At 70.1% G+C, this 25,344-nt stretch carries 18 protein-coding genes and 2 pseudogenes; 9 read left to right on the forward strand and 11 right to left on the reverse strand.

What is annotated here, in order from left to right; genetic code table 11:
* Positions 1 to 90: 90 nt before the first annotated feature.
* Together ACH4YP_RS39045 and ACH4YP_RS39050 are read right to left on the reverse strand one after the other, a co-directional pair.
* The gene (locus ACH4YP_RS39045; RefSeq protein ID WP_398495789.1) at positions 91 to 606 is read right to left on the reverse strand and encodes a DUF2165 domain-containing protein; all 516 of its coding nucleotides are present in this window, start codon (positions 604 to 606) and stop codon (positions 91 to 93) included.
* A 76-nt stretch (positions 607 to 682) separates the two neighbouring features.
* Entirely contained in the window at positions 683 to 1,534 is an 852-nt protein-coding gene (locus ACH4YP_RS39050; RefSeq protein WP_398495791.1) for a hypothetical protein, read from the reverse strand.
* A gap of 180 nt (positions 1,535 to 1,714) precedes the next feature.
* Between ACH4YP_RS39050 and ACH4YP_RS39055 the strand changes: the two genes are divergently transcribed.
* From ACH4YP_RS39055 to ACH4YP_RS39065, 3 genes are all read left to right on the forward strand, one after another.
* Entirely contained in the window at positions 1,715 to 3,364 is a 1,650-nt protein-coding gene (locus ACH4YP_RS39055) for a recombinase family protein (RefSeq protein ID WP_398495792.1), read from the forward strand.
* Positions 3,365 to 3,452: 88 nt separating this feature from the next.
* Entirely contained in the window at positions 3,453 to 4,238 is a 786-nt protein-coding gene (locus ACH4YP_RS39060; protein WP_328845214.1) for an SDR family oxidoreductase, read from the forward strand.
* A gap of 143 nt (positions 4,239 to 4,381) precedes the next feature.
* Entirely contained in the window at positions 4,382 to 5,953 is a 1,572-nt protein-coding gene (locus tag ACH4YP_RS39065; RefSeq protein ID WP_398495794.1) for a sodium:solute symporter family protein, read from the forward strand.
* Between the two features lie 76 nt (positions 5,954 to 6,029).
* Here the strand turns inward: ACH4YP_RS39065 and ACH4YP_RS39070 are convergent, their stop codons facing one another.
* The 4 genes from ACH4YP_RS39070 to ACH4YP_RS39085 form a co-directional block, all read right to left on the reverse strand.
* Complete coding sequence (locus tag ACH4YP_RS39070; protein ID WP_398495796.1) at positions 6,030 to 7,184, reverse strand: ADP-ribosylglycohydrolase family protein; 1,155 nt, start codon at positions 7,182 to 7,184, stop codon at positions 6,030 to 6,032.
* Between the two features lie 339 nt (positions 7,185 to 7,523).
* Positions 7,524 to 7,724, reverse strand: a complete 201-nt coding sequence (locus tag ACH4YP_RS39075) for a DUF397 domain-containing protein (protein WP_361071121.1) — start codon at positions 7,722 to 7,724, stop codon at positions 7,524 to 7,526.
* A gap of 295 nt (positions 7,725 to 8,019) precedes the next feature.
* On the reverse strand, positions 8,020 to 8,889 hold the full coding sequence (locus tag ACH4YP_RS39080) for a helix-turn-helix transcriptional regulator (RefSeq protein WP_361071124.1): 870 nt from the start codon (positions 8,887 to 8,889) through the stop codon (positions 8,020 to 8,022).
* 426 nt (positions 8,890 to 9,315) lie between these two features.
* Positions 9,316 to 10,071 carry a GPP34 family phosphoprotein gene (locus tag ACH4YP_RS39085; RefSeq protein ID WP_055615874.1) on the reverse strand — a complete coding sequence of 252 codons (756 nt, stop codon included), beginning with the start codon at positions 10,069 to 10,071 and terminating at the stop codon, positions 9,316 to 9,318.
* A 226-nt stretch (positions 10,072 to 10,297) separates the two neighbouring features.
* Between ACH4YP_RS39085 and ACH4YP_RS39090 the strand changes: the two genes are divergently transcribed.
* Both ACH4YP_RS39090 and ACH4YP_RS39095 read left to right on the forward strand, forming a co-directional pair.
* Complete coding sequence (locus tag ACH4YP_RS39090) at positions 10,298 to 13,264, forward strand: D-alanyl-D-alanine carboxypeptidase (RefSeq protein ID WP_398495799.1); 2,967 nt, start codon at positions 10,298 to 10,300, stop codon at positions 13,262 to 13,264.
* A gap of 193 nt (positions 13,265 to 13,457) precedes the next feature.
* Positions 13,458 to 15,422 (forward strand): MFS transporter, encoded by a 1,965-nt coding sequence (locus ACH4YP_RS39095; protein WP_398495801.1) that lies wholly within the window; start codon positions 13,458 to 13,460, stop codon positions 15,420 to 15,422.
* 36 nt (positions 15,423 to 15,458) lie between these two features.
* On the opposite strand, the gene ACH4YP_RS39100 is transcribed toward ACH4YP_RS39095, so the two are convergent.
* From ACH4YP_RS39100 to ACH4YP_RS39110, 3 genes are all read right to left on the reverse strand, one after another.
* A complete protein-coding gene (locus ACH4YP_RS39100) occupies positions 15,459 to 16,355 on the reverse strand; it encodes a MerR family transcriptional regulator (protein ID WP_398495803.1) in 897 nt (298 codons plus the stop codon).
* Between the two features lie 101 nt (positions 16,356 to 16,456).
* Complete coding sequence (locus tag ACH4YP_RS39105; RefSeq protein WP_398495805.1) at positions 16,457 to 16,951, reverse strand: glutathione peroxidase; 495 nt, start codon at positions 16,949 to 16,951, stop codon at positions 16,457 to 16,459.
* Positions 16,952 to 16,960: 9 nt separating this feature from the next.
* Complete coding sequence (locus ACH4YP_RS39110) at positions 16,961 to 17,968, reverse strand: helix-turn-helix domain-containing protein (RefSeq protein ID WP_361065032.1); 1,008 nt, start codon at positions 17,966 to 17,968, stop codon at positions 16,961 to 16,963.
* Positions 17,969 to 18,095: 127 nt separating this feature from the next.
* On the opposite strand from ACH4YP_RS39110, the pseudogene ACH4YP_RS39115 reads away from it, so the two are divergent.
* A pseudogene (locus ACH4YP_RS39115) lies at positions 18,096 to 19,302 on the forward strand (MFS transporter).
* Here ACH4YP_RS39115 and ACH4YP_RS39120 read toward each other — a convergent pair.
* Positions 19,280 to 19,645: a PH domain-containing protein gene (locus ACH4YP_RS39120; protein ID WP_361065037.1), complete on the reverse strand. Its 366-nt coding sequence runs from the start codon at positions 19,643 to 19,645 to the stop codon at positions 19,280 to 19,282. The pseudogene ACH4YP_RS39115 and the gene ACH4YP_RS39120 sit on opposite strands and share 23 nt — an antisense overlap.
* Before the next feature lie 282 nt (positions 19,646 to 19,927).
* Here ACH4YP_RS39120 and ACH4YP_RS39125 point away from each other — a divergent pair, with 282 nt between their 5' ends.
* On the forward strand, positions 19,928 to 21,151 hold the full coding sequence (locus ACH4YP_RS39125) for a GNAT family N-acetyltransferase (protein WP_398495807.1): 1,224 nt from the start codon (positions 19,928 to 19,930) through the stop codon (positions 21,149 to 21,151).
* 2 nt (positions 21,152 to 21,153) lie between these two features.
* A pseudogene (locus ACH4YP_RS39130) lies at positions 21,154 to 21,326 on the forward strand (DegT/DnrJ/EryC1/StrS aminotransferase family protein); the annotation flags it as partial.
* 78 nt (positions 21,327 to 21,404) lie between these two features.
* Here ACH4YP_RS39130 and ACH4YP_RS39135 read toward each other — a convergent pair.
* Positions 21,405 to 23,708, reverse strand: coding sequence for a protein kinase (locus ACH4YP_RS39135; protein WP_398495809.1), 2,304 nt, complete (start codon positions 23,706 to 23,708; stop codon positions 21,405 to 21,407).
* A gap of 357 nt (positions 23,709 to 24,065) precedes the next feature.
* Between ACH4YP_RS39135 and ACH4YP_RS39140 the strand changes: the two genes are divergently transcribed.
* Positions 24,066 to 25,340, forward strand: coding sequence for a phosphatase PAP2 family protein (locus ACH4YP_RS39140; RefSeq protein WP_398496013.1), 1,275 nt, complete (start codon positions 24,066 to 24,068; stop codon positions 25,338 to 25,340).
* Positions 25,341 to 25,344 lie beyond the last annotated feature (4 nt).

Below are 25,344 nucleotides of genomic sequence, written 5' to 3' on the forward strand. Positions count from 1 at the left end.
CGGTTGCTGGCAGGAAACGGACGTCACGTTGGGGCGCACCCCCGCTGAACGCAGGCCGCCTACGCGCGCCGACCCCTTGGAATCGATCATCTAGGCGTTCGTGCGTGTGCCGGTGGCCGGCTCCACTCGTTCCATCGGCAGGTGGTTGACCAGCAGCACGACCCCGCTCAGCAGAAAGACCCGCATGGCCGCGTCGAGCCCGTTCCAGTCCTGCGACTGCCACATCGAGAACCACTCGCCGCCGATGGCGATGAACCCCGCGCCGAAGAGCAGCATCAGCATCAGCAGCCCGATGGTGGAGGTCCGCCGCGCCCGCGGGTGGTCGTCGCGGAACCACTGGAACGTGCCCAGGATCAGGACGAGCGCGGCGATCGTCTCCCACACGATGATCGCTGTGTACGCGGCGTCCTGGAGCCCCTTGGACTCGACGGCCCGCCACATCAGGTCGTCGTCCTTGAAGGTGGTGTCCATGGACAGGACGTGCTGGACGAACTGCTGGTTGGTGCCGAAGTCGGTGATGTTCCCGAACGCCACGAGCGTGATGTAGAGCGCGACCGTGCCGGTGAGCAGGGTCGCGGTGAGCGGAAGCGCGCGTGCTGCGGCCATTCCTCAAGTCCCCTTTCGCGTAGGTGTGTTGGTCAACCGCGAGAGACCTGGGTGTATGCCGCGCACGGCCGGTGGATCACCGCAGCCGGTCGACGTACCGGTCCGTCCCCGGCACCGTCGGGATGAAAGGTGCCATCAACTCGACTCTGCCCAGGCCGGTTTCGGCCACGGGGGCGTCCAGTCCCGTGAAGTACGGGTCCCAGCACTCCCGCGGATCCGCCTCCAGGAACCACAGCAGCGTCAGCCGGGTGTCGACGCCCTCGACCTGCTTCACGTACGTTATGCGGTCGCCGGGGAGCGGGGTCGGGCGGAAGACCGTGACCATGGCGGCGGGGGAGCCCGCGAGGCGTTTGGGGAGGTGGCGGGAGCGCAGCCATTCCAGCAACTCGGCCCGCTGGGCGGGTGATTCGGCGTCGATGACCTCCACCACCAGGCCCGCGTACGGATGGTCGAGGGCGTGGAAGTCGCGCGGTCCGGCGGCCCCGTCCCGGTACACCGTCGCCTCGTGGTCCTGGAACGCGGTGAAGACGTGCGTGCGGTCCTGGTAGACCCGGCCGTCCCGGTTCAGCCGTTTGTTGATGCCGACGGTCCACTTCATGTGGTCGTCGTAGCGGCCGTCGGTGACCCAGTACGTCGAGATGTAGCAGCCGGCGGTGACCGGCTGGGCGACCGCCGACTTCTCGGGATAGCGCAGGAGTTGGAGATCACGGGTCGCGACCCAGCGCCGGCCCGCGTACATCCACGGCATCGCCATCGCGCCTGCGTAGTAGTGGTCGTCCTCATACCATCTGTGGTAGGCGCGTTCGCACCCCGGGTGAGGTTCGACCATCGTGATCAGTGCATGCCCAACCGCCACGCCGTAGGGCCCGACTGACGCCAGTTTGCCGTACAGATCCGGATAGGTCTCTTCGCGTTCGGCGTCTCGCATGCGCGCTCCCAACCTCTCCTGAAGATCCCTCAAAGCCGTTCCTGACGATACGTCAGATGTCGAGTGGCGGGAATGGGTGTGCGATAAGTAGCCCAAGTGGGTGATCTGTGATCAATGCACCGAAACGCACCTTGGAAGTAACTGCGTTCAGGGGTGCATCGCACCACTTCGGGAGGGCACATGACCATGTTCAGCGCTGCAGCGACGGAAGGCGCCGCTGTCGCGTCGTGGGATGGAGTGACGATCCCGGAGCGTGTACGCAACCGGACTTCGGTCGCGCTCGCGGTCGGCGACGACGTGCGCGCCCACATTCCACAGCGGCCAGGCTGCTATCTGCGTACCTCTCGTGACCGCCAAGGTGACGAGAAGGGTCTCGACCTTCAATTCGACGACGCAGAGGCGAAGCGCATCGCCCTGGGCTGGGCGCCCTTTGTCGAAAGCTACCGGGAGAACGACACCAGCGCCTTCAGGAAGAAGCGGACGGTGCGGGCGGACGGTTCGGCCGACTGGGTCGTTGTTCGCCCCGAGTTCAGACGAATGCTCGGGGACTTCCTGGCGGGGCGGATCGACGGGATCATCTTCTACGACACCGATCGGCTGGCCCGCCGGCCAAGGGATCTTGAGGATCTGATCGACGTCATCGAGTACGCGAAGCGCCCCGCCGTGGGTGTCATGGGCGACCTCAATCTCATCTCCGATGCGGACAGGCACATGGCGCGGATGCTCTGCATCATGGCGCTCAAATCGTCGCAGGACACATCGCGACGCGTCGCGCGAAACCATCTGGCGGACGCGGCGGCGGGGGAACTCACCGGCAGGACACCGTACGCGTGGAATCCGGACGGCACTCTCCGGCCCGACCGCGCACGTGTGGCCCGGCGCATCTACGAGCGGTTCGCCGAGGGCGCTTCCATTACGGGTATCGCCCGTGAACTCAACGGCGACAATATTCCCTCACCGCGAGGCGGGAAGTGGGCTCAGCCGACTGTGAAGGCGATCCTGACCAACCCCCGGTACTGCGGGTTCGTTTCGTACGAGGGTAAGCATCGCACCGAGTATCAGCGTCAGCGGGATGGCTGGGGGCGCGTGCTCGTCGGCCAGGACGGCCTGCCTGTAGTCGGCAAATGGGATCCGGTCGTTCCCAGGAGGCTCTGGGCGGACACACAGCTCGAACTGGACCACCGCAGGGTGCTCAGCGCGGAGAAGGGGATCCTCCGTAACCATGAGGGTGTCAACCATCGCAAATACCTGTTCACGGGGTACCTCCGGTGCGGGGTCTGCAAGGCTCCGATGAGCGCCAAATGGGTCGCACGGCGTGGGCACGTCATCTACTACTGCCCAGGCCGAGCCCGTAACGCGTGCGGCAAGGTCAGTCGCCGCGCGGAACCGGTGGATCAGCACCTGGAGAATCTGGTCGCAGAGTGGGCGCGTGGGCGGGCGACGTCCAACCTCGTCGCCAGTGCCGCAGCCCCGGAAGAGTTGCGTGACACCCAAACCCGGATCTCGGCCATCGGCGCCCGCAAGCGCGCTCTCGTCACGGCATGGGCCACGGGGCACGAATCCGTCTCCGAGCTGCGCCCGGACGACTATTACCAGTCGCTCTCCGCCATGAACACCGAACTCGACCTTCTGGAGCGCAAAGCCGCCGAGCATGTGGCGGCCGCACGGACACCCAGGGCACGCGACTGCGCAGCCGAGTGGAGAAACGGCCGCTTTGATCAGCGCCGCGCACTCATCGGCGAGATCTTCACGGCCGTCTACGTCATGCCGTCAGGCAAGGGGCGGGCGCCGTTCAACCCGACTCACATCTGCCCCGTCTACACGCACTGAGGCACTCGGGTGCGCCGCTGGCCTTCTCCTCCGGACGGACCTACTCTGACGGACCGTCAGATCAACCGCCAGAGCCGGGAGGCCTGCAATGTCACTGCTCCAGGGCAAGACCGTCGTCGTCTCGGGGGTCGGGGCCGGGCTCGGTCACCAGGTCGCGGCCGCCGTCGTGCGGGACGGCGGGAACGCCGTGCTCGGCGCCCGCACCGAGGCCAATCTCGCCAAGGCCGCCGCCGAACTCGACCCGGACGGCGCGCACACGGCGTACCGGGCCACCGACATCACCGACGAGGGTCAGTGCGAGGCGCTCGCCGCGCTGGCGAAGGAGCGGTTCGGGCAGATCGACGCCGTCGTCCATGTGGCGGCCTGGGACAGCTACTTCGGCGGTCTGGAGGACGCCGACTTCGCCACCTGGCAGTCCGTCCTCGACGTGAACCTGCTCGGCACCCTGCGGATGACCCGCGCCTGTCTGCCCGCGCTGAAGGAGCGCGGCGGGTCCGTGGTCGTCATCGGCACGCAGTCGTCCGTCGCCGCACCCTCCCAGGTGCGGCAGGCGGCGTACGCGGCCTCGAAGGGCGCGCTGACCAGCGCGATGTACTCCATGGCCCGGGAGCTGGGCCCGCACCGGATCCGGGTGAACACCGTGCTGCCGGGCTGGATGTGGGGGCCGCCGGTGGAGGCGTACGTGAAGTTCACCGCGCACACCGAGAGCGTGCCGGAGGCCGAAGTACTGGAGCGGCTCACCTCGCGGATGGCGCTGCCGGAGCTGGCCACGGACTCGGACGTCGCGGACGCGGCGGCGTTCCTGGCGTCGGACCGGGCGCGCGCGATCACCGGACAGTCGTTGCTGGTCAACGCGGGGGAATTGATGCGGTAGCCCAATTCCGGCCTCGTTCATGGACATGAATCGAGGTCAGTGAGCAGAACTATTTTACCTCCTCTTGGCGGTACGGCCTGTTGTCGCAGTCATGTCATCGAACCCACGATGAGCGGGCGTCACACGACCCTGGGAGGGGGCATATGAACGGGCTCGACTGGGCCGTGCTCATCGGCTACTTCGGTGTGATGGTCGCGATCGGTGTCTGGTCCCACAAACGGGTCGACAACGTCAGCGACTTCTTCACGGCCGGCGGCAAGATGCCGTGGTGGCTGTCCGGCATCTCCCACCACATGTCCGGCTACAGCGCGGTGATGTTCACCGGTTACGCCGCCATCGCCTACACCTACGGCGTCACTTCCTACGTCACCTGGTCCTTCCCCATCGCCATCGGCATCGCGATCGGCGCGAAGCTGTTCGCGCCCCGGCTCAACCGGGTGCGCTCACGGCTGCACGTGGCCTCGCCGCTGGAGTACCTGAAGAACCGCTACGACCTGCCCACCCAGCAGGCGCTCGCCTGGTCCGGCGTGCTGCTGAAGATCGTGGACGTGGGCGCCAAGTGGGCCGCCATCGCGACCCTGTTGTCCGTCTTCACCGGTGTCTCGCTCAACATGGGCATCCTGATCACCGGCGCCGTCACGGCCGTCTACTGCACGGTCGGCGGGCTCTGGGCGGACGCGCTCACCGAACTGGGCCAGTTCGTCATCCAGTTCATCGCCGGCATCGCGATGCTCGTCGCGGTCATGGCCGAGCTCAACGGCTTCAGCACGCTGTGGAGCGTCTGGGACGAGCCCGCGCTCGACGGCCACACCAAGCCGCTGGCCGGCCCGTACATGATGGTCTTCCTGATCGCCTACCTCTTCATCAAGACCTTCGAGTACAACGGCGGCATGTGGAACCAGGCCCAGCGCTACATGGCCACGGACTCCGCGAAGTCCGCCACGCGGTCGGCCGCCCTGTCCGCCGCGCTGTGGCTGGTCTGGCCGCTCGTGCTGTTCTTCCCGATGTGGGTCGCGCCGCTGATCATCAAGACGGACGTGCCGGCCGACTCGTACGCGCTGATGGCCGAACAGCTGCTGCCGCACGGGCTGTTGGGGCTGGTCATCGTCGGGTTCTTCTCCCACACGATGGCGATGTGCTCGTCCGACGCCAACGCGATCGCGGCCGTCGTCACGCGCGACATCATGCCCGCCGTCTCGCGCAAGGTGCGCGAGTGGGACACCCGGATGGGGCTGCTGGCCGCGCGCTGGGCCACGCTGCTCTTCCTCGGCCTTTCGATGGCCATCGCGACGCAGGTCAACTCCGGCTTCTTCGACGACATCATCACCGTCGTCATCAAGTGGGTCGCCGGGCTCATGGGCCCGATCGCGATCCCGCTGATGCTGGGCCTGCTGCCCTGGTTCCGCAAGAGCGGTCCCACGGCCGCGCTGATCAGCTGGGGGCTCGGCCTGTTCACCTTCTGGCTGGTCAACTACCCGATCAGCTGGAACGTCGACGGCGGCGTACCCCTGCAGTACCAGGTGTCGATCCCGCTCGCGGTCTCCCTCGTCCTCTACGTCCTCATCGGGTACGTGAAGCCGGAGGACACCCCGGAACGCGACGCCCTCATCGCGAAGATCAACAACGACGACGACGGCCGGGGCTCGGCCGCCGCGGCGGTCCCGGCTCCCGCGGGGGCGGCGGACGGAGCGGTCGGCACACCGGTCAAGGACTGACCGGCTCGTCCGTACGACTGCGAGGGTGGCCGCTTCCTGGCGAGCGGCCACCCTACGCGTCCGCCGGGGCCTGTGGTCAGCCCGCCGGGACCGGGGCGGCGCCCGCCAGGGCCGCGTAGCCGCGCGGGTAGCGGGCCAGCCAGCCCGGTGAGGAGCCCGCCGGACCGTGCAGGGCCGGGCCCTGGGTCATCTCCATCGCGAAGTCGTCCGCGAGGACGAGCATGGTGGGGCGGCCCTCCAGCTCGGCCAGCCAGGACGGCGGCAGGGCCGTCTCGCCGTGGAGCGCGCCGAGCAGGGCGCCCGTGAGCGCGCCGGCGGCCGCCGAGTCGCCGCCGTGGTTCACCGAGAGGCAGAGCCCGTGCCGGGTGTCCTCGCCCACCAGGGCGCAGTAGACGGCCACCGAGAGCAGCCCCTCCGCCGTACCGCCCCCGGCCAGGTCCTCGACCCGGGCCGGAGTGGGCATGCCCTGCCGTACGGCCCCCAGCGCCTGCTGCAGCGCGTCCGAGACGGGCTGGTGCCCGGGGCGCGCGGCCAGCAGCTGCAGCGCCCGCTGGACGGCCGCGTCGAGGCTCTCCCCACGCGCCAGACCGTGCACCACCACGGCGTACGCCCCCGCCGACAGGTAGGCCGTCGGATGCCCGTGGGTCTGTGCCGCGCACTCCACCGCGAGCTGCATCACCAGCTGCGGCTCCCAGCCGACGAGCAGCCCGAAGGGCGCGGAGCGGACCGCCGCCTCGGGGCCCTGTTCCTCGGGGTTCTTGGGGGCGTCCAGCGTTCCCATCATCTCGTCGCCGAGCCCCACCAGACAGGCGCGCGCGGGCTCACGCCGGGCGTACAGCCACTCCTCGCGGGCCAGCCAGCCGTCCTCCTTGCGCCGCTCGTCGGGACCCCAGTCGCGCTGTGTGGAGGCCCACCGCAGATATGCCCGGTGCAGGTCCGTCGGCGGATGCCAGGCTCCCGTGTCCCGGCGCACCTGGGCCCGTATCAACCCGTCCATGGAGAACAGCGTCAGCTGGGTGAGGTGGGAGACGGCCCCGCGTCTGCCGTGCCCGAAGGCGAGATCGGCGAGCCCCTGAGCCCCGTGCGCCTCGCGGATCCCCTCCATCGGGAGATGGGCGACGGGCGAGCCCAGCGCGTCCCCGACGGCCGCGCCGAGGAGCGTGCCACGCACCCGGCTGCGGAAGTCCTGCTGTTCGGCACGGCCCCAGACGGCACCGGCTGTCGCACCCACCGAGGCCTCCTACAGATCCCGATCCGATCCCGTGCCGATTCTGTCGGTACGGCCGACAGCTCAGCACTGTAATCGAACAGGAACCGTCGGTTGAAGGTCGGAGCGGATTGCGAACAGTCAGGAGGGTTGATCACATCCGGAGGTCCTGAAAAAGGTTCTGAAAGACGGGAGATCCGGAAATGGCCGAGCCCCCTCGGCCAGGACGGCGGGCCGGTCGAGAGGGCTCTTTCGTGGTGCTTGTGCAGTTGTCGATGCAGTTGTTCGGAGCAGTTGTTGATCTCGTTGTCGATGCTCTTGCCGCGTTGGTGCTCGTGCTGCGCGAGGCATCCTGTGGTGCGGTCAGACGGTGCCCCGGCTCACCTCGGACACGAAGGCGTTCCACGAGCCGGCCGCGAAGGCCAGCGTCGGGCCCTCGTGGACCTTGGAGTCGCGGACGGCCAGCGCCGTCAGGACGGGGGACTTGACCTCGACGCACGCGCCGTTGCCCTGGGAGTACGAGGACTTCGTCCACGTATCCGTGGCGCCTTGCTTGATTGCCATTTTCGCTCCGGTAGCCAGTTGCTGAGTTGCTGTCACCGCGCTGCGGGTTCGTTCCGGAACCCACGGTTCGGATTGCGCCAAGGTTGTTGCTCCTTGGCGTGATCGACGCTACTCGCCAACATCGGCGTACGAAGCGACTATTCACCCGTCTGGGTGGCATATACCAGCGGAGTCTTCCGTTGAGATACCGCGAGGGTGTATTCTCCGGCGCCCTCTCGCCGGGGACGGTGGAAACCGGCCCAACACCGCCCTGCGCGCCGCCCGGTGACGCCCCGTCCCACCGGCACCGCCCGCCTCAGGACATCGCCACGGTGGCGTAGTCCTTGGCGACGTCCGCGATGAACTCCCGGGACTGGTCCGCGTTGAGGGCCTGCGCCCGCAGATGCTCGTACATGACGCTGTACTTCTGGACGTCGTTCGCCTTCTCCAGGTACAGGTCGCTGGTGACGCCCTCGATGTAGACCACGCTGGAGTCGGCCGCGTCCGGGAACTCCAGGATCGCGTACTGCCCGCTGACCCCGGGATGGGCGCCCATGGTGAACGGAATGACCTGGACCGTCACATGCGGCACGTGGGACATCTCGACGAGATGCTCCAACTGCTCGATCATCACCTGCTTGTTGCCGACGGTCCGGCGCAGCGCGGCCTCGTCGAGCACGGCCCACAGCCGCAGCGGGTTCTCCGGGTCGGAGATACGTTCCTGTCGCCGCAGCCGTACCTGCACACGCTTCTCGATGTCGCCCGGGGCCGCCTCCGGCAGCGCGCCCTGGATCAGCGACTCGGCGTACGGACGGGTCTGCAGCAGGCCCGGGACGACCAGCGGGTCGTACACGCGCAGGCTCGCCGCGTCCGTCTCCAGGCCGATGTAGACGCTGTACGGGATGTCGCCGAAGGAGTGCCACCAGCCCTGCTGGCGCGAGTCCTTGGCCATCTGCATCAGCGAATCGACGATCCGGACGTCCTCGACCTCGTACACCCCGCACAGATCGCGGACGTCGCGCTGGCTGATGCTGCGCCGCCCGTTCTCCAGGCGGCTGATCTTCGACTGCGAGACAAGCAGCCGCTCGGCCACTTCTTCTGCCGTCATGCCCTTGAGCTCGCGGAGCCGGCGCAGCTCCTGGCCCAACCGGCGTCGCCTGACGGTGGGATTGACATTGGACGCCACGGGACGTGCACCTCCGGCTGCGTACTGTCTGTACTTTGCGTATCTGCTGTTGAGCAGATTGCCACCAAGGTGCTTGCTACCGCTGGGAAACAGCGGATATGCCGTGCGTACGCGCCACTTGTCGCCACCTCGCGCCACCTTGCGTGGAAGAGTGGTGAGAAGTGTGATGAGACGCGCGGTCGTACGCGGAGATACGTGACGTTGCGATACATGCGACTTGGCGGCACATGCGATGACATACCGACGCGCGGGGCGGCGGGCCGTGTCGTCGTCCGGACGTACGGCCCATCGCCCCGCGCGGCCCAGCGGCTCCCGAACCGGGTCTTGGGGACGTCGGTGCGGCGCTGACGTGGTCCTACGGGTACTACGTGTCCTACGCGTACTGCTGTGCCGCGGTCGTGCCGGCGGGTGCCGTGGGACTGCGGCTCAGTGAGCCACGGCACGCGCCATCGAACCGCGGCGCGGTTGCATCGGAACGCCCCTGGCGGGCTCCGGTGCGGGCCTGGCTCCGGGGGCGGCCTGACGGCCGGCCGGTGCCGGGCTGCGGCGTGGCTGAGCGGCCACACCGTTCTGGACGTCCATCACGGCGTGCGCCACGAGGCCGCCCATGGGGTCGTGCCTGATCAGGTCCCGGAGGCGGGAGCGAGACGAACGCCCTTCGTTCCCCGGGTAGAGGTGCTTGCCCAGGCCGACGGCGTGCGCCAGCGCGGCCAGCGCGGCGGTCCGCGGGTCCGGCGGGACGCCGGTGCGGATCGCGCTGTCCAGCCGGGCCCTGATCTCCCGGCTGATCTCCGTGTCCGTCGCCTGATAGCGAGTCGTCGGAAGTACCCCGCACATCTGTCCCGCCACGGCATGCACCATGCCGCACCGCTCCAGATGCGAGAGATATGTCTGGCGCAGCCCCAGGCGGGGCCCGCCGATCCAGTTCACAGCGCGTACTGGAGCACCCCGCCTGCGGAGTAGTTCCAGCGCACAGTCCAAGGTCGGATCTCCGGTCGGCCGTGGTGCCACCACGGCGATACGATCCCCGTCTGGGGCTATCCGTCCGGCCAGCGCCAGCTCCACTAGCTGCGCTCCGGCCAGACCTAGGTCGAGCGACTGCGGCTGTGCGGTGGTACCCGTGGTCGGGTCCAGCGCCAGCAACAGAAGCTCCTCCGGAAGTGTTCTGCGGCTCCTGCCCATCCATGCCTCCCCGCGTGGATGAATGACAGGGTGACCCCTCTCACATTGGTCTGTCGAGAGTGCGTGACCGGAATGTAGTGGAACCGATAGGTATGTCGTTCTCGTCTACCACTGGGGTTAAGCCCGCACACAGGACACTGGGACATGCTTCGGACACGGGATGTCCGGGCGTATGTGCATGGCTTGGCGGGTTCATGGTTCGGTTGGCGGCACTGAGTTGTGGCGCATGGAGGAGGCACCGGTGGCGGGCGAGTCCCCCGACAGGTCGAAGCAGCACGAGTCGTCGGCAGAACCGACGTCGGGGAGCAGGGCTCCGGTTCCGGATCCACGGCTGGCGGTCGCCAGGGAGGCCGTGACGGCGGCTGCCCGGGTGGACACGGCCACGGCTGTGTTCTCGACGAAGCGCTCCGCGGGTCCGGCGGGGTCGGAGGTGTCGGAGGGGTCCGTCGCCGGGAGTTCTCAGGGGAGTGACGGTTCTGCGGACCCGGAGTCCGCCGGGAAGGGCCCCGCCAAGGGCACCCAGGGCGGTGACGCGCGACTGCGGGACGTGGTGGCCGCGTGGGTCGCGACGGCGGACGACGAGGCGCCTGAGGGCGCCTCTGACGCCGACGCCTCCGACGACGCGGGTTCCGGTGCCGCCGAGAGCGCCGACGGTCCGGAACCGGACACGTCGGGTTCGGCCGGTTCGGCCGGGGGCGACGCGGAGGATCCGGACGCCGCCGAGGGGGCCGCCGGTGGCGGTGCCGGCACCGGTGACTCGGATGGCGAGGGTGAGTCCGGGGCGAAGGGCGGGTCGGCGGAGACCGAGTCCGCCGCCGGGACCGACGAAGACGCCGAGCCGGAGGGTGCCGCTGACGCGGAGACCCCGGCCGGGGACGCCGCCTCCGCCGCCGAGACCGACGACGCGGAGCCCGCTGGTGGCGCCGACGCGGACGCCGGGCGGGAGCCCGAGGACGAGTCGCGGAGCGAGATGACGGACGGGGCGACCGACGAGGCGACCGACGGGGCGAAGGACCGGCCGGAGGCCGAGCCGGTGGCCGGCGCCGACGCGAAGGCGGACGCGGCGCCCGAGGAGGTCGGGTCCGACGAGCCCGACGCGTCCGCGGATGAAGGTTCCGCCGACGGTGAGAGCCTCACCGAGGCTGAGGCCCCCGGCGACGGCGACGCCGAGGCGAAGGCCGATGCCGTGCCCGAGGCCGGTGCTGCCTCCGGTGTGGGCGAGCCCGCCGACGAGGTCCCCGGTGACGCGAAGGCCGGCGGCGCGAAGGCCGACGCCGTGTCCGAGGCCGATGCTGTTGCCGACGCGGATGAACCCGCGGATGAAGCCCCGGGTGCGGGCGACGCCGGCGTTGACGTGAAGGCCGGTGCCGAGTCCGACGCGGTGGTCGCCGGTGACGGCGGGGTGGGCGCGGATGTGGACGCGGACTCCGATGGCGATCCCGATCCCAAGCCTCCCGTCGACCAGCCCACCGCCATCTTCAAGATGCCGGCGCGTGCCGTGGATCAGCCCACCACCATGCTCAAGTGGGGCGGCGCCAAGCCGGGTGCCGAGACCGATGAGAAGCCCAAGCCCGGGGCGGACGCCGAGCCGGACGCCGGCGCGGACAAGGGCACGGCAACCGACCCCGGCAAGGGTGCCGAGCCGGACAAGGCTGACGAGTCCGGCAAGGGTGCCGATCGGGCTGCCGAGGGGAAGCCCGCTCCGGCCTGGGCCGCCAAGTCCTCCGGGGTCTCCGCCGAGTCGGCGTCCGAGCGCACCAGCAAATTCGTAGCCCTCAAGCCGCTCGACGAGCCGGCACCGCTGAAGGGGCGGCCGGTCGCGTCGCCGTCGGTTCCGCCGGCTGCCGAGACGGCCGCGATCCCGCAGGTCGGTCCCGAGCGGACGGCCCAGCAACCCCTGCCGCCGAAGCCCCCGTTGGACCTGCTGGCGGAGCTGACGAACACGCCGCCGCCCCGGCAGACCCCGGTGCGGACCGTCGTGCGGCGGGTCAAGATCTGGACGCCGCTGCTGCTGCTGCTGGTCGTGGTGTTTGCAGTCGTACAGGCCGTACGCCCGCTGCCCACCCCCACGCTCGCGCTGACGGCCGACGAGTCGTACGCCTTCGAGGGGAACAAGGTCTCCCTCCCGTGGCCCGACGAGGGCCAGGGCTGGATGGACGTGAACGGCATCGGCACGGTCGACAGGTTCGGTGAGCAGAAGCCGGTCGCCATCGGCTCGGTCGCCAAGGCCATGACGGCGTACGTGATCCTCAAGGACCACCCGCTGAAGCCCGGCGAGGACGGCGTGAAGATCCCCGTCGACGCGAAGGCGGAGACGGAGGGCGGCTACGACGTGAACAACGAGTCGACGCTCAACACCGTCAAGGAGGGTGACGTCCTCACGGAGAAGGACGCCCTCGCGGCCATCATGATCCCCTCCGCGAACAACATCGCGCGGCTGCTGGCCCGTTGGGACACGGGCGGTTCCGAGGAGGAGTTCGTCGGCAAGATGAACGCCGCCGCCAAGGACCTCGGGATGACCGACACGACGTACACCGATCCCTCGGGCCTGAAGGAGACCACCGTCTCCACCGCCGAGGACCAGGTGAAGCTCGGCAACCAACTGGTGCGTATCCAGGCGCTGGTGGACATCACCAAGCTGCCGACCTGGGTGGACCCGTCCGGCAAGAAGTGGGACAACTACAACCGCCTCGTGCCGTACAACAACGCCATCGGCATCAAGACCGGCTCCACCACCAAGGCCGGCGGCAACCTGCTGTTCGCCGCCACCCAGGAGGTCGGCGGCGAGAACGTCATCGTCGTCGGCGCGGTCCTCGGCCAGCACAAGCCGCCGATCATCGACACGGTCAACGCGGTCAGCAAGGACGCGATGATCGCCGCCCAGGAGGCGCTGACCTCGCGGAAGATCCTGAAGAAGGGTGACGTCGTGGGGTACGTGGACGACGGGCTCGGCGGTCACACGCCGGTCGTCGCCACGAAGGACGTCTCCGCGGTGGGCTGGGCCGGACAGACCGTCAAGCTGAAGCTGGGCGAGGACGGCACGGTCATCCCGCACGAGGCGAAGGCGGGAACCAAGGTCGGCTCCCTGAGCGTCGGTGACGGCACGAGCGGCAACGCGGTCGAGGTGCCGGTCGCCCTCCAGTCGGACCTCGTCGAACCGGGCTACGGCCCCAAGCTCACCCGGGTGAGCTGACGGGGACGTACGCGACCGCGGCGGCTTGGGGGCGCGACGCTCCCAAGCCGCACCGAAACGGTCGTAGGCCGCCGACGGAGTACCGCCCCGGCGCTCCGGGCCGGGGTGCGTGCTAGCGTCGCGAGAAGGGCAAGGTCGCCCGCCGCGGGGCCCGGCCGAGCAACGAGACAACGGGACACGGGAGTGCCTTCACGTGGCGACAGCGGAGCCGACGCACGCCGACGACGCCGAGCCGGGCCAAGGAGCCGGGCAGCGAATAAGGCTGCGTACGCGGGACGTTGAACGCCCCGGGCCGGCCGACGCCTCCGAGCCGCCCGAGAACCCCGAGGGTCCTGAGGGTCCGGAGAGCCCCGAGAACGACACGGACTCCGGGGGCGGCGAGCATCGCGCGGACCCCGACGGCGTTCACGAGACCACTCGTCTCCACCGCTTCCTCCGGCACCCCGCGATCCTCGCCACCGCACTCTCCGGCATCCTCCACGTCATCTGGTTCTTCACGTTCGCGAACAGCGGGGGCGACCTCGCGGCGCAGGACGCGTGGGCCGAGTTCGTCGGGCGGAACCCGGGTTCGGCGTACAACCTGGCCTGGTACGGCGGGATGCACCCGGTGTCGTACAGCGTGGTGTCGCCGTATCTGATGGCCGTGCTCGGCGTGCGGACGACGCTGATGATCGCGGGGACGATCTCCGCAGGGCTGCTCACACTGATCCTGATGCGCACCAGGACCGTACGGAACCCGGTGTGGCCGTCCCTCGCCGGAGTGTTCGCGCTGCTGTGCAACGCGATCTCGGGACGGGTGACCTTCGGCCTCGGCATGGTCTTCGCGCTCGGCGCGACCGCCGTCGTCTTCTGTTGGCCGTACCGCTGGCGCTACAAACGCTGGGCCAAGGCCCTGTGCGCCGCCCCTCTCGCCGCGCTCGCGACCGCCGCGTCACCCGTGGCCGGGCTCTTCGTGGGCTTCGTCGCGGTGGCGCTGTTCCTGCAGAAGCGCCGCCCGGGCGCGTACGCGCTGGGCCTCGCGCCCGCCGCCGTCGTGGGCGTCTCCGCCTGGCTGTTCCCCTTCTCCGGTACGCAGCCGATGCTGTTCGCCTCGGTCCTGCTGCCGTTCACGTACTCGGTGTTCGTCTTCCTCCTCGTCCCCAAGGAGTGGAAGACGGTCCGGATCACGGCGGCGGTGTACGGCCTCTCCGTCCTCCTCGTCTGGCTGATCAGCTCGCAGATCGGCTCCAACATCAGCCGCCTGCCCATGCTTCTGGCGGGGGTCGTGCTGATCGCCGCGCTGCCCTTCACGGTGCCGCGCTCGCGCAAGTGGTACACGATCGTCGTCGCCTTCGTGGGCATGAACGTCTGGGTCGGCTACAAGGCCGTGGACGACATCGTGCACACGACTCCCGCGGCCTCCTGGGCCCGCGAACTGGCCCCGCTGGTCAACCAGCTCCAGGTCGCCGGCGCCGAGAAGGGCCGCGTCGAGGTCGTACCGGCCCGTTCCCACCGGGAGGCGTCCGCCCTCGCCCCGTACGTCAACCTCGCCCGCGGCTGGAACCGTCAGGCGGACATGGAGCGCAATCCCCTCTTCTACGACGACACCCTCAACTCCGCGAACTACCACGAGTGGCTGCGGCGCTGGGCCGTCCACTTCGTCGTCGTCCCCAAGGGTGAGCCCGACGGTGACGGCGGTGAGCGGGAGCGGGAGCTCGTGCAGCGCGGGATGCCGTATCTGAAGCAGGTCTGGGGCGACGCCAACTGGCAGCTCTTCCAGGTCACCGACCCCACCCCGATGGCCGACCCGCCCGCCGTCGTCGACCGCGCCGAGCAGGGCGAGCTGACGATCGAGGTGAAGCGGGCGGGGCGGGTGCTCATCCGGATCCCCTACTCGCCGTGGCTCGGGCTCGTCGACGCGGAGGGCAAGAGCGTCAAGCCGCCGCGGGAGACCGAGGAGTCGAAGCGGCTGCGGGAGGACGACGAGGAGACGCCGAAGACGTACGAGAACGTCAACGGGTGCCTGATGGAGACGGAGGAGGACGTCAACGGGGACAGGTGGACCGAGCTGCTCGCTCCGCGGGCCGGTACGTATCGCTTGGCCGCGCCTTATCAACTGCCTCGGGGGACGGGGTGTCCTGAGGAGATGAGGGACGCCGTCCGAGGGAGTGGTGGGTAGCCCTTCCGCGCAGTGCCCCGCGCCCCTGAAAAGCCCCTACGGGGCTATCGGGAACGCCACGTCGCACACCTCGTCCTCCGGGCCCGCGTCGTCCCAGTCCGTGAAGTAGATCTCTCGGCAGGGGCCCGCGTAGGGGAGGTTCTGGTTGGTCAGCCAGGCTTCCACGGCCTCGTAGGCGGCGTGGATCTGGGGGTTGGCGACCTGGGCCTTGGTGATGCGGGTGTAGGCGATGCGGTGGGCGGGTTCGAGGCGGGCCGTCGTGTTCCAGGCGCGGGCGTGCCGGGCGGCCCAGCTGCGGGCGGCCTCCGGGTCGGCGACGGGGACGCAGGACTCGACCGGACCGTCGCTCTCCTGAGAGACCTCGGCGTGGTAGACGACGAACGGCACGCCCGTCGTGCCGCCGCACTCCTCCGCCGCCGCCTCCAGCCGGCCCAGTGACGCCGGGATCCAGACGGGCAGCTCCTCCACGAGGGTGTGCCGCTTCTCGGTGATGACCCACTGCTCCGGTACGTCCACGGTGTGGACCTCGAATGTCGCGTACAACTCGGAACTCCTTCCGGAAAGCCGTCCACGGAGGTAGTGCGCGAGTGTCCGCTGCCCGGCGAGGCGTTCCTCGACGTCCGCCCAGTAGGCGCTCACGAGGTCCGCGGCCGCCTGCCCGTCGGTCTCCTGGCGCTCCACGACCTCGGCGATCCGGGCGAGCGGCATGTCGAGTCCGCGCAGCAGGAAGACCAGACGGGCCCGTTCGACCTGGGCGACGCGGTAGTAGCGGTAGCCGGTCGTGTCGTCGACGTGCGCGGGGCGCAGCAGGCCCAGCCGGTCGTACAGCCGCAGGGCCTTCGGCGAGAGCCGCGCACGGGCGGCGAACGCGCCGATCGTGAGCAGGCCCTCGGCCGGGGGCAACGCGTCGGTCGTGTCGGTCACGGGTTCCACGGGCCCATCCTCCGTCACCGGGCGACTGCCGCCCGGCGGGGAGGACGGTGCCCCTTGCCCCAGGGGCAAGGTCAACCGGTGAACCGGTGGGAGCCGCCGCGTCAGGCGACGAGTGCCTCCACGGCCGCCACGACCTCGGCCGACTCCGGCTCGGTCTGCGGCGAGAAGCGGGCGACCACCGTGCCGTCGCGGCCGATCAGGAACTTCTCGAAGTTCCAGCGGATGTCACCGCTGTGCCCCTCGCCGTCCGCGAAACCGGTGAGCCGCTCGTACAGCGTGTGCCGCCCGTCCCCGTTCACGTCGACCTTCTCGGTCATCGGGAAGGTCACGCCGTATGTCGCCGAGCAGAACTCCGCGATCTCCTCGGACGTGCCGGGCTCCTGGCCCATGAACTGGTTGCAGGGCACCCCGAGCACGGTGAAGCCCTGTGCGGCGAACCGCTCCTGCAGCCGCTCCAGGCCGCCGTACTGAGGGGTGAGCCCGCACTTGGAGGCCACGTTGACGATGAGCACGGCCTTGCCCTTGTACTGGCCGAGGTCCGCGGAACCGCCCTTCAGGGCATCGATGTCGACGTCGAGAACTGAGTCAGTAGTCATAAACGGATGCTAACTCCGCTCCGAGGGGGCCCGGGCGGCGCCCCGGTCGCCCTGGGCCCCGACGAGCACCTCGCCCGCGGGAGCGCGGTAGTAGAGGACGGACCGCCCGGAGCGCCGCCGCTCGACGAGCCGGGCGTCGAGCAGGACCTTGAGATGGCGGCCGACCGAACCGAGCCCCTGCCCGGTGACGGCCACCACCTGGCTCGTACTCATCGGGGAGTCGAGCAGGACGAGAACGCCCGCCCGTGCCGCCCCGAGCAGCCGGCTGAGACTCTCGGGGGCGCCCGTGGCCGTCGGCCCGGTGTCCGCGAGCGCCCCTGAGCACGGGTACACGACCGCGTACCGGTCGGGCTCCTCCCACGACACCCAGCCGTGCCGCTGCGGCGTTACGGGTACGAAGATGAGCTCGGCGCCCGAGATCTCGCGGGGCGGGTACTCGTGGAGGTTGATCTGCAGCCGGTTCTCGCCGAGCCAGCGCATGCCCGGCCGCATCGCGTCGAGGGCCGCCGCCCAGCCGCCCTGGCTCAACTGGGCGGTGCGGGCGACGACATCGGCTTCGAGCACGCGACGGCGACGGGGCCAGTAGGGGCGTACGGCCTCGGTCCAGACGTGGGTGAGCAGGTCGGCGGCGCGGGCGGGGAGGTCGTCGCGGTTCTGGAGGATGCGGGGGAGCGGGCCGCGCAGGGCGACGGCGAGGTGGCCGCGGGCCGCCTCGGGGGAGGTCTCGCGCACGCGGGCGACCTCGGTTTCGAAGTCCTCCTCGCCGCGCGGGGTGGGCGTGAGGAAGTCGGCGATCCACTCGGGCCCGAGCCCGGCCCGGACCAGGGCGGCGGTGACGGGATCGGCGGCCAGCTGTCGGTCGTGGTCCGGCAGGTGGGCTTCCAGCCAGGCCCGCTCGCCCGGGTGCGCGGCCGTCCCCGCCCGCAGCGCCTTCAGACAGGCGAAGGTCTCGGCGAGCGGCGAGAGCACGAACCGGCTGCCCGCCAGGGTGTCGGCGTTGACCTGCCACCAGCCCACTTCGACGGCCTCCCCGGTGTTCGTTCGCTGTCGGTTCCGTCGGCTTCCGACCGCCGGCCCGGCCGTTTGTTTCGCTCAGGCGCGAAACTCTACCGGCCGCTCCGGCCCCGGTCCGAGACTCCGGGACATGCCCACGACATACCGGTCCCTCTTCCGCACCCCGGAGTTCACCCCTCTCTTCCTGGCCTCCTCGGCGCAGGTGGCCGCCCAGACGATGAGCGGTCTGGCGCTCGGCACGCTGGTCTACCGGGCCACGGACTCGCCCCTGCTGTCGGCCCTGAGCATGTTCGGCCCGTCACTGGCCCAGGTGCTGGGCGCGACCACGCTCCTGTCGGCGGCCGACCGGCTGCCGCCCCGCGCCACGCTGACGGGCACCGCGCTGGCGTTCGCGGCGGGCACGGCGGCACTCGCGGCCCCGCTGCCCCTGTGGGGGACCTTCGCCCTGATCCTCGTACTGGGCCTGGTGGCGTCCCTGGGCGGCGGGGTCCGCTGGGGCCTGCTGAACGAGATCCTGCGCGAGGACGGCTACATCAAGGACGGCTACATCGTCGGCCGCTCGGTCTTCAACATGGCGAACGGGATCACCCAGGTCGTGGGGTTCGCGGCCGGAGGCGTCCTCCTCGCGTTGCTGTCCCCGCGCGGCACGCTGCTCACGGCGGCGGCCCTGTACGCGACGGCCGCCGCGGTGTCCCGCCTCGCCCTGACCGCCCGCCCGCCCGCCGAGAGCCACGGGCCGCCCGTCGGTGCGCGAGACCCGGCGCACGAACGCGACTCTGCTCGCCTCCAGCCCGCGCCGCCATCTGTTCCTGGCCCTCTGGATCCCCAACGGCCTGATCGTCGGCTGCGAGTCCCTCTATGTCTCGTACGCCCCCGACCACGCGGGCCTGCTCTTCGCCTGCGCGGCCCTGGGCATGCTCGCCGGAGACGTGGCGGTGGCCCGCTTCGTGCCGTCCCGTCTGCGCCCGGGACTGGGCGTGCCGCTGCTCCTGCTGCTGGCGGCCCCGTACGTGCTCTTCGTCCTGCGTCCGGGGCCCTTCCTGGCGGCGGCCCTCGCCACCCTGGCCTCGGCCGGCTTCGCGGCGAGCCTTCTGCAGCAGGAGCGCCTCATGGCCGTGACTCCGCCCGAACTGTCCGGCCACGCACTGGGGTTGCACTCGTCCGGCATGCTGACGATGCAGGGGGTGGGGGCGGCCCTGGCGGGCGCGACGGCCCAACTGACCTCACCGGCCACGGCGATGACGGTGATGGCGCTGGTGTCGATCGCCGTGACGGTGAGCCTGGTACCGGGGCTGCGCCCCGCACCTCGCCCGGCTAGCGCGCCACGAACTGCGTGAGGATCGCCTGCACTTCGTAGATGTCCACGCCCTTGGTGAAGGTCTTCTGGATCGGGGCCGGGGTGCCGGAGATCCAGATCTTCAGTTCGGCGTCGAGGTCGAAGTGGCCCGCGGTCTCGACGGAGAAGTGGGTGATGCTGCGGTAGGGGACGGAGTGGTACTCCGTCTTCTTGCCGGTGATGCCCTGCTTGTCGACCAGGATGAGACGGCGGTCGGTGAAGAGGATGGTGTCACGTATCAGCAGGTACGCCGCGTACACCTGCTCGTCCTGCCCGAGCAGTCGCGCGTAGTCGTGCTGGGCCTTCGCCGGATCGACGGTGTGCGCGTTTCCGAACAGCGCCATGATGTGCCCCCGTTGTTGACATCACAAGATCCTCACACTGTAGGGCAATCAGGGCACCGATTCAGCTGAGGCGGGCGGTGGTCGGCGGCGGCTCGTCCCGGGGAGGACCGGGTGCGGACCGGGTGCGGACCGGGTCGTCCGATCCGTGACGCTTCCATTACTCACACCACCCTTGACAGTGTGCGTACTGTTTCGCGACGTTTGAGCCCCGCCGAACAGTTCGAGGCGGGGGAGGACGCGGAGAGCGCGTCATGGGGGAATGGGGGGGCGCCCGTGCGGTCCATGAGCACCATCACGATCCACAGACCCGAGGAACTGAGCATCCCACTGCGCCGGGCCTGGCACCGCGCGATGGACGAGTCACCGGACTACGCGAACCCTTTCCTGGCACCGGAGTTCGCGGCGGGGATCGGCCGGCACCGCGGCGGGGCGCGGGTGGCGGTCCTGCACGAGGGCGGAGAGGCCGTCGGCTTCCTCCCGTACGAGCGCAACGCCTTAGGGGTGGGCCGGGCCATCGGGCTCGGTCTCTCCGACGCCCAGGCCCTCGTGCACCGGCCCGGCGTCACCTGGGACACCCGGGAACTGCTGCGGGCCTGCGGGCTGTCCGTGTTCGAGTTCGACCACCTCGTGGAGGAGCAGAAGCCCTTCGGGGCCTACGTCACGGGGACGTTCGCCTCACCGGCCATCGACCTGAAGGACGGCGACGACACGGGCTACCCGGAGTGGCTGCGCGGCGCGTACCCGGGGCTGGCCAAGACGACGCTGAAGAAGGAACGCCGGCTGGGGCGCGACCTGGGCGAGATGCGGTTCGTCTTCGACGAGCGCGATCCGGGGGCGCTGCGCACGCTCATGCGGTGGAAGTCCGCCCAGTACCGCAGGACGGGACGGATGGACCGGTTCGCGCGGCCTTGGATAGTGGAGCTCGTGGACCAGCTGTTCCAGGTCCGCGAGGAGCACTTCACCGGTGTGCTGTCCGTGGTGTACGCGGGCGACCGGCCGGTGGCCGCGCACTTCGGGCCGAGATCGCGCACGGTGTTCGCGCCGTGGTTCACCGCGTACGACCCCGACCTCCACTACTACTCGCCCGGCCTGATCATGCACCTCCGGATGGCCGAGGCCGCCGGCCGGGACGGTGTGCGGCTCATGGACCTGGGGCGCGGCGACAAGGAGTGGAAGGACTGGCTCAAGACCCGCGAACTGCGCGTCGGTGAAGGCTTCGCGGTCCGCCCGCACCCGGTGGCCACGGCACACCGGCTGTGGCGCAGGCCGGTGCGCGGGCTGCGGAACACGGTCCTGGCCCATCCGCGGCTGCGGGAACCGGCCGACCGGCTGCTGAAGACGGTCGGCACGCTGCGTACGACGGGCCGTACGGGTTCCGGCACGGGCACGGGAACGGGCACGGGAACGGGGGCGGGGGCGGGCTCAGGCACTGCCCCGCGACGGAACGTGAACCGGCAGGGCAGCGCGGCCGCGCAGGGCCCCGCGGCCCCGCGGCGGAAGAGGTGACGATGCCGTACGGATCGCGGCTCGCCGCGACGATGGCGCGCCGGCTCGGACGGGAGTGCGTCTACACACCCTCGGCACGCCTGGCCCTGTACCTGGCACTGCGGCGCTGGTGCCGGCCGGGCGGGTGCTGATGTCACCGGTGAACGACGACGTGATCCTCTTCGTCGCCCTCGCCGGGGTGGCCGCGTGGCTGGCCACGGCCCGGTGAGGCGCAGGGCTGCCGGTCGAGTGGCGTCCGGTCAGTGGCTTCCGGTCACGTGGTGGCCGGCGATGTGGCGGCCGGTGACGTGGTGGCCCGCCCCCGCTGAGGCCGTTTGCCGACGTCCATGCTGAAGACGTCGGCGGTGTCCCACCCGTACACCACGTACAGGGCGTCGCCGATGAGTGCCAGGTCGGCCTGGACGCCTCCGGGATCGGTGCGCGGCTTCTCCTGCCACAGCACGCGGCCGTCGGTGTGGTCCAGGGCGATCACCCGGCCGCTGGGGGCGGCGAGGTACACCGCGCCGCGCCGGGTCGAGAGGGTGGGCGCACTCAGCCGCTCCACCCCGGTCGCCCGTGTCCACAGCCGCTTGCCGCCGGTGGTGACGGCCGTGACCTCACCGTTCTGCCGTACGAAGTACACCGTGTCGCCCACCAGCGAGGGCTCCACCGCCTCGCTGGGGATCGGCCGGCGCAGTGCCACCCGGCGCTTCGCCCCGCTGTCCGGATCGACGAACACGAGGGCGGTGTAGGCGGAGCCGTCCTCTCCGCCGTCCTTCCCGCCTTCCTCCGGATAGAGGAACTCACCGCCCCGCGTACCCAGGAAATGTGCCGGGGACGGCAGCGCGGCGATCCGTTTCGGCTTTCCCGAGCCGGGGTCGAGGGCGTACAGCTCGTTCCCCTCCAAGCCGTCGGAGCCGACGGGACGGCATTGGGCGTAGGGGTGGCCGTTCTGCACGCGGGGGCGGCATGACAGCCGCGTGCTGATCCGCTGCGACCATGTGATGTCGCCGGTACGGGCGTCCACCGCCTGGAAGGTCTCCTCGTCCCAGTCCTGGACGAGCACGGCATGGCCGCGGCCTTTCACGAAGACGGTTCCCTGGGACGTACCGCCGATGTCGGTCGACCACTCCCGCTTGCCGTCGCCGACGCGGTACGCCTCCAGCCGTGTCGCCGCGCCGTCGTCGACGTCCACCGTGGCCTGCACGAGGCCTTCGGACACCCCGATGATCTCGGTCGTGGTGTCTTTCGTGCCGTCCTTCGACCGTGGGGGCCACACGGGGCGCCCGGTGGCGGGATCCAGCCGGGTGAGGGCGATGCCCTGCCCGCCGCAGTAGAGGCCGGAGCCGGAACGGACGCAGCGGTGGGTCTGCTCGACGGAGACCGGTCCCGGGCCGCCCGGCGTCACGCCGTAGGACCAGGACGACTCCGACTCGGGGAGCGTGCGCTGCCACGCGCTCCAGCCGGCCGGCAGCGAGGAGGCCACCGTCGTCGGCCGTTCCTCCGAGACCGCTTCCCGCCGCTCGCCGGTGGGCCCGAAGGCGGCGAGAGCCCCGACGACCGCGCCGGCGAGAGCGGCGACGACCCCGGCCGCCACCAGCGCCCGGCGTGCGCGGGGCGCTCGGCGAGCCGGGTGCCCCTGACGGGCGGGCCGGCCGGCGGAGGAAGAGTCCAGGCCGTCGCCGCCTTCCTCGCTGCCGCTGCCGCTGTCTCCGTCTCCGTCTCCACCTTCGTCTTCGTCTTCGTCTTCGTCTTCGTCTTCGTCTTCGTCTTCGTCGGGCAGGGTTCGCAGCCGCTTCAGGAGCAGGTCGAGCCCCGGCCGTGTCGCCGGTTCCTTGCCGAGGCAGTCCCCGGCGATAGCGCGCAACGGCTCGGGCACCCCCTCCAACTCAGGGGGCTCGTGCACGACTTGATACGCCGTCATGTACGGGCTGTCCGCGTCGAAGGGGCTACGACCCGTGGACGCGTACACCAGTACCGCCGCGAGCGAGAAGACATCCGACTCCGGGCCCACCTCGCGCGGGGTGCTCAACTGCTCCGGGGACATGAAGGGCGGCGTGCCCATGACGCGCCCCGTCATCGTCAGGGTCTTGTTGTCCGCCGCCCGCGATATCCCGAAGTCGATGACACGTGGTCCTTCTTCGGACAGCACGATGTTGGCGGGCTTGAGGTCGCGGTGCACCACGCCCACGCGGTGGATGTCGCGCAACGCCTCGGCCAGCCCGATCGCCAGCCGCCGCAGCTCCGCGCGGTTCAGCGGACCGTCCGCCGCGACCCGCTCGGCGAGCGTGGGTCCGGGCACGTACGAGGTCGCCATCCAGGGGAGCGGGGCGTCCGGGTCCGCGTCCACGACCGGGGCGGTGAACGCCCCGCTCACCCGCCGGGCAGCCGCGACCTCCTGCTGGAACCGCACCCGGAATTCCTCGTCGTCGGCGAACTGCTGGTGCACGACCTTCAGCGCGGTCCTGCGCCCCGATTCCGAGCGGGCCAGATACACCGTGCCCATTCCGCCGGAGCCGAGCCGGTCCTCCAGCGTGTATCCGCCGATGGCGTCCGGGTCCCCTGCGCGCAACACCATCCGCATTCCCCTGCCCGACACCAGATGCGAGATCACTTTAGTGTCACGGCCTGGTCGGACTCCTTCATGGGTGGCCGGAACCCGGACCGTAGTCTTTCCGTCTTCCCTCGTCGGGCGGCTGTTCTCCACGAGGGAGGGAGCGGACACGACGGGAAGGCGGCGAACGAACCCACTCGACCATTGACCAAAACCTATTAAATCGGCTGAAAATTGAGATACATAACATCGCGGGACTTCTCGCGAATAAGACGCGGAATTACGTTCTCCGTGACTTCCCTCTCCGCGTGGAGTCGGTCACGGGCGGCACTCTGGGCCGTGGTGGCTCTCGTGGGCCTCGGATTCCTTGTCGCGCTGGAGATGGCCGCACGTCACTACGGCGAGCCGGGGCCGATCACCAACCAGGCGCGAGAGGTGCTGTTCGCCCCCAAATCCGGCTTCCTGCTGTACGCCGGCATGGCGCTGATGATGGTGGTACTCACCTGGCGGCAACGGTTCATCGCCATTGGCGCCGCCATCGGTATCGACGTCGTCTTCCTGGCGGTCCGCTGGGCGGCGGACGCCAAGGTGACCGACGGCCACCCGTTCGGCAACGGCGCGCTGTGGGTGATCCTGGGCTGCGCGGTCATCGCCGTCACCCGCCGCACCGGCCGGGAACGCGTCCTGCTGCTGAAGGGCGTCGCGCTGGGCCTGCTGCTGGTGACCGGCCGCAAGACCGGTGACACCTGGCTGCTCATCACCTCCAAGACCCGCCCGGAAGTACTCGACCAGTACGTGGCGACCGCCGACCACGCGCTGGGCAACCCGTCGTGGCTGGTGGGCCGGATCGTCGCGGCCAGCGGCCCGATCGGCTCCAACCTTCTCAACCTCGTCTACGGCCAGCTCGCGGTGGCCGCGGTCGTCGTCGCGCTGTACCAACTGCGCAAAGTGGCGGTCGAGCGCCGCTTCCCGCGCCACCATCTGGTGCGTACGTTCCTGGTGATCGGCCTCCTCGGGCCCTCCATCTACATGATCTTCCCGGTGGTCGGACCGGTCTTCGCCTACGGCACCGGCGTCGAGCACTGGTCGTCGGTCGGCCTGTGGCCGGAAGCGCCTCCCAGCGGCCAATGGGCGGTGGCCGACCTGTGGCCGCGGACGACGCCGCCGATCAGTACCCCGCACCCCATGGCGTTCGACGAGATCACCCCGCGGAACTGCATGCCCAGCCTGCACACGGCGTGGGCCACCGCGATCTTCGTCCACTCCCGCAGGAGTCCGCGGTTTCTGCGATTCGCGGGAACGTTCTGGCTGGTGGCGACGCTCTGCGCGACGCTGGGATTCGGCTACCACTACGGCGTGGACCTCATCGCGGGTGTGGTGTTCACGCTCACGATCGAGGCAGCTCTCCGCGCACACGACCGCGGCTGGGACCGATCAGGGCTCCGGCTGGTCGCCTACGGCACCACCGTCTTCGCCGCGCTCCTGGTGTCCTACCGCTACCTGCCGCTGGAGATGGCCAGGCATCCGTGGCTGTACGGACCACTCCTCGTCCTGGCGATGACCTCGGTGATCTACGCCTACGCGAGGACCGTCGCCCTGTGGGAGCCGAGCGCGGCACCAGCGCAACAACCAGAACGGCAACCCGAACTCGTATGAGCCG

Origin of the sequence: Streptomyces sp. NPDC020747 (genome assembly GCF_044334695.1) — a bacterium.
Lineage (GTDB): Bacteria > Actinomycetota > Actinomycetes > Streptomycetales > Streptomycetaceae > Streptomyces.

What these genes read in the sequence shown, in the direction of transcription:
- ACH4YP_RS39045 (WP_398495789.1), bottom strand. Translation starts at nt 606, where the DNA reads ATGGCCGCAGCACGCGCGCTTCCGCTCACCGCGACCCTGCTCACCGGC.
- ACH4YP_RS39050 (WP_398495791.1), bottom strand. Translation starts at nt 1,534, where the DNA reads ATGCGAGACGCCGAACGCGAAGAGACCTATCCGGATCTGTACGGCAAA.
- ACH4YP_RS39055 (WP_398495792.1), top strand. Translation starts at nt 1,715, where the DNA reads ATGACCATGTTCAGCGCTGCAGCGACGGAAGGCGCCGCTGTCGCGTCG.
- ACH4YP_RS39060 (WP_328845214.1), top strand. Translation starts at nt 3,453, where the DNA reads ATGTCACTGCTCCAGGGCAAGACCGTCGTCGTCTCGGGGGTCGGGGCC.
- ACH4YP_RS39065 (WP_398495794.1), top strand. Translation starts at nt 4,382, where the DNA reads ATGAACGGGCTCGACTGGGCCGTGCTCATCGGCTACTTCGGTGTGATG.
- ACH4YP_RS39075 (WP_361071121.1), bottom strand. Translation starts at nt 7,724, where the DNA reads ATGGCAATCAAGCAAGGCGCCACGGATACGTGGACGAAGTCCTCGTAC.
- ACH4YP_RS39085 (WP_055615874.1), bottom strand. Translation starts at nt 10,071, where the DNA reads ATGGGCAGGAGCCGCAGAACACTTCCGGAGGAGCTTCTGTTGCTGGCG.
- ACH4YP_RS39090 (WP_398495799.1), top strand. Translation starts at nt 10,298, where the DNA reads ATGGAGGAGGCACCGGTGGCGGGCGAGTCCCCCGACAGGTCGAAGCAG.
- ACH4YP_RS39105 (WP_398495805.1), bottom strand. Translation starts at nt 16,951, where the DNA reads ATGACTACTGACTCAGTTCTCGACGTCGACATCGATGCCCTGAAGGGC.
- ACH4YP_RS39120 (WP_361065037.1), bottom strand. Translation starts at nt 19,645, where the DNA reads ATGGCGCTGTTCGGAAACGCGCACACCGTCGATCCGGCGAAGGCCCAG.
- ACH4YP_RS39125 (WP_398495807.1), top strand. Translation starts at nt 19,928, where the DNA reads ATGAGCACCATCACGATCCACAGACCCGAGGAACTGAGCATCCCACTG.
- ACH4YP_RS39135 (WP_398495809.1), bottom strand. Translation starts at nt 23,708, where the DNA reads ATGGTGTTGCGCGCAGGGGACCCGGACGCCATCGGCGGATACACGCTG.
- ACH4YP_RS39140 (WP_398496013.1), top strand. Translation starts at nt 24,066, where the DNA reads ATGGCCGCACGTCACTACGGCGAGCCGGGGCCGATCACCAACCAGGCG.